Here is a 3,646-nt window from a genome sequence, read left to right on the forward strand (position 1 = left end):
GACGGCATGAACGTGGTCGGCGATCTGTTCGGTGCGGGCAAGATGTTCCTTCCCCAGGTGGTCAAGTCCGCCCGGGTGATGAAACAATCCGTGGCTTACCTCCAGCCCTTTATCGAAGCGGAGAAAACCGAGGCCAGCAAACCCAACGGCAAAATTCTGATGGCCACGGTCAAAGGGGATGTGCACGATATCGGCAAGAACATTGTCGGGGTCGTATTGCAATGTAACAACTACGAAGTGGTCGACCTGGGCGTGATGGTTCCGACCGAAAAAATCCTCAAGGTGGCCGTAGAGGAGAACTGCGACATCATCGGCCTGTCCGGTCTGATTACTCCGTCGCTGGATGAAATGGTGAATGTCGCCCGGGAGATGCAGCGTCAGGGTATTGATAAACCATTGATGATCGGTGGCGCCACCACGTCGAAAGCCCACACAGCGGTCAAAATCGACCCGGCGTTCAACCTGAACCAGGTGGTCTATGTGGCTGACGCGTCCCGCGCGGTTGGCGTGGCAGGCAGCCTGCTCTCCGATGCCAACCGCCCGAAGTTCGTTGCCGACCTGCAGGCCGAATACGACAAGGTGCGCGAGCGCAACGCCAACCGCAAACCCCGCGGCACTCTGCGCACCTACCCGAAAGCGATCGAGAATGCACCGGCGATGGCCTGGGACGACTACACGCCCCCTGCCCCGACCTTTACCGGCCTGAAGGTTTTTGATGATTACCCACTGGAAGACCTGCTGGATACCGTCGACTGGACACCCTTCTTCATGTCCTGGGATCTGGTCGGCAAGTACCCGAAAATTCTCGATGATGAAATCGTCGGTGAAGCCGCCCGCAACCTGTTTGACGACGCAAAGAAAATGCTGCGCAAGCTGATTGACGAGAAACGCCTGAAAGCGCGCGGGGTCATCGGCCTCTGGCCCGCCAACACGGTCAATCACGATGACATTGAAATTTATGATGACAAGGGCAAGGTGATCGACACTCTGCACCACATTCGTCAACAGAATCAGAAACCCGGTAACGATCCGGCCAACTATTCATTGGCCGATTTTGTGGCGCCCAAGGACTCTGGCAAGCAGGATTATATCGGTGGCTTCGCGGTCACCGCCGGTATCGGTGCCGAAGAGCTCGCGAAGGAGTACGAAGCGGCCGGGGACGACTACAACGCAATTATGGTCAAAGCCCTGGCCGACCGTCTGGCCGAGGCCTTTGCCGAACATATGCACCGCCGGGTACGGACCGAGTTCTGGGGCTATCAGCCGGATGAGACGTTGAGCAACGACGAGTTGATCCGGGAAAAATACCAGGGCATCCGCCCTGCCCCGGGCTACCCCGCGTGCCCGGACCACACCGAGAAAGCGACGCTGTTCCGGGTGTTGGATGCGGAGAAGAACTCCGGCCTCGAACTGACCGACAGCTTTGCCATGTACCCCACCGCCGCGGTCTCCGGCTGGTATTTCTCCCACCCGAAATCCAAGTATTTCAATGTGGGGAAAATCCAGAAGGATCAGGTGGAAAGCCTGGCCAAGCGCAAAGGCATGAGCCTGACCGAAATGGAGCGCTGGTTGAGCCCGGTGCTTGGGTATGAACCGGGGACCGAGTGATCACCAAAATATTCACTTTCAAGTGACTTTACGGCGGATGCGGGGTTTAATCGCTGCGCTCGGCCCCTACGGATACCACGGCAGCTCGCGTAGGGCGGATAAGGGCGAAGCCCGCATCCGCCGTTACCCGTCCCAGAAGGGGCACCGAAACAAACTAAGCTACAGAGCGCCGTTACCCACCCCGCAACTGCCGCAAAGCCCGCTGCGCCATCTGGGTCATTCGATCGATCAACCGGATCAGCACCCAACGCATGAGCTCTCTGGTTAGCTCCGCCGTCGTCTCCGCAATCGCCCCAAAGCCCAAGAGCTTCATAATCCGTCGCATCAACCGCAACACCCAGAACCCGGCGTCTTTGGACGCATCAACGCCCTGCCGCAAGGCCAGCGCAATTCGGTCCGCCAAGGTCAGCCCGCCCATCAATGCCGCCTGAATCGGCGCCACAAACACCACGCTGATTTTCCTCAGCACCCATGCCATCGCACTATTGATCCGCTCCCAAACCGACGGATCCGTGGGATTATCCAGCGTGTCTCGGGACAACCATTGTTTGAGCGCCTCTTCTCCCAGCTCGGGGTTGGGACGTCCTTTCAACGCCAACCAACTGCACTGACGAGTGCTGTCCACATAGTGACCGATACGGTGGGCGGCGAAGGAAATGGCGCCTCGGCCCCAGGGAATGTGATAGCCATCACCGGGTGATGGCGGGTGGCGGTAGGGGTAAACCGGAATCATCGGGACGGGATCGGTTTTATGGTAGACACGGTAAATATTGCTCGAGAGGGCCCTGTTCGTCAGATGCCGAGCAAAGCCTTCCAGCCCGACACGGGGTGCGCCAAAGGTGTAGAGTTTGACCGGGTTGCGACGTTGGCCTTTGAGCCAGTCTGCCAGTTTGGAAACATCTTCAACGTGGGTCAGGAGTTTTCACAGGACGGCAAACAGTTCGATGAACTCTTCGAAGAAGGAGACGAGTTTAAGATTGGAGAACTGAATGTTCGAGTCATGCATACCCCCGGCCACACGCCCGCCTGCCTGACTTACGTAATTGAGGATGCGGCCTTCGTGGGCGACACGCTGTTTATGCCGGACTACGGCACTGCACGAGCAGACTTCCCCGGCGGCGACGCCCGGACTCTGTACCGCTCGGTACAAAAGCTGTACGCGCTGCCCGACGAGACTCGGTTGTTTCTGTGCCATGATTACCTATCCGAGGGACGCGATCACCATCAATGGCAAACTACCGTAAGAGAGCAACGGCAGCACAACATCCACATTCACGAGGGCGTCGACGAAGACGAGTTTGTGACGATGCGTGAAAAACGCGATGCCACACTGGGCATGCCGAAGTTGATTCTACCCTCCATTCAGATCAACATGCGGGCAGGCAGTTTCCCGCCAAAAGAGGACAACGGCATGAGCTACCTAAAACTCCCTCTAAACCACTTCTAAAACGAACTCCGGGCGAGAGAGAGACAGGTATAAACGCTTGTATCGTACCCATCGAGATTGGCTACAAGAGACACCCCATTGTCAAACTATCCCTCACGCCAAGTGGGGCAACAGTTGAATCGCGCTCCACGACGGCGCAGGTCTGCAAGTTGGTCGATTTACACGCCTCGACCGTATTTCGTTAGTCGGTCAAATACCAGCCAACGTCAACAAGGAAGTTTTGGAGGGGGGATTAACCAGATGAGGATGATGAGCGGTAGTAGTGGCGAGACTAAAAAAGCCCTGGAGGTCGCACGACCTCCAGGGTTACCTCTGTTAAGCTTTCCGGTTTGCGCGGCTCCCGCCGTGGACGAGACTGTAGAGCGCGGGCAGCACCAGCAGCGTCAGCAATGTTGACGAAATGATCCCACCGATGACTACAGTGGCCAACGGACGCTGCACCTCGGCACCAGTTCCAGTGTTAAGCGCCATGGGCACGAAACCCAGGCTAGCAACCAGCGCAGTCATCAGCACGGGACGCAGGCGTAGTAGTGCCCCCTCGATAATGGAAGACGCCAGATCACCTGACATGTAGTAGTTCAGACTTGATCT

At 57.3% G+C, this 3,646-nt stretch carries 4 protein-coding genes; 2 read left to right on the forward strand and 2 right to left on the reverse strand.

Annotated features, from left to right (window positions below):
• On the forward strand, positions 1-1,608 hold a 1,608-nt coding region (locus tag B3520_RS03670), incomplete at its 5' end, for a vitamin B12 dependent-methionine synthase activation domain-containing protein (protein WP_286875437.1).
• A 172-nt stretch (positions 1,609-1,780) separates the two neighbouring features.
• Here B3520_RS03670 and B3520_RS03675 read toward each other — a convergent pair.
• On the reverse strand, positions 1,781-2,341 hold the full coding sequence (locus tag B3520_RS03675) for a hypothetical protein (RefSeq protein ID WP_286804371.1): 561 nt from the start codon (positions 2,339-2,341) through the stop codon (positions 1,781-1,783).
• Positions 2,342-2,404: 63 nt separating this feature from the next.
• Between B3520_RS03675 and B3520_RS03680 the strand changes: the two genes are divergently transcribed.
• Positions 2,405-3,055: an MBL fold metallo-hydrolase gene (locus B3520_RS03680; protein WP_353743476.1), complete on the forward strand. Its 651-nt coding sequence runs from the start codon at positions 2,405-2,407 to the stop codon at positions 3,053-3,055.
• A 315-nt stretch (positions 3,056-3,370) separates the two neighbouring features.
• On the opposite strand, the gene B3520_RS03685 is transcribed toward B3520_RS03680, so the two are convergent.
• A partial coding sequence (locus tag B3520_RS03685) for an efflux RND transporter permease subunit (protein WP_286804373.1) occupies positions 3,371-3,646 on the reverse strand: 276 nt, incomplete at its 5' end.

Source organism: Marinimicrobium sp. UBA4509 (genome assembly GCF_002388575.1).
Taxonomy (GTDB): domain Bacteria; phylum Pseudomonadota; class Gammaproteobacteria; order Pseudomonadales; family Cellvibrionaceae; genus Marinimicrobium; species Marinimicrobium koreense.

Coding starts and splice junctions, on each gene's coding strand:
- B3520_RS03675 (WP_286804371.1), bottom strand. CDS start 2,341: ATGATTCCGGTTTACCCCTACCGCCACCCGCCATCACCCGGTGATGGC.
- B3520_RS03680 (WP_353743476.1), top strand. CDS start 2,405: ATGCCGAGCAAAGCCTTCCAGCCCGACACGGGGTGCGCCAAAGGTGTA.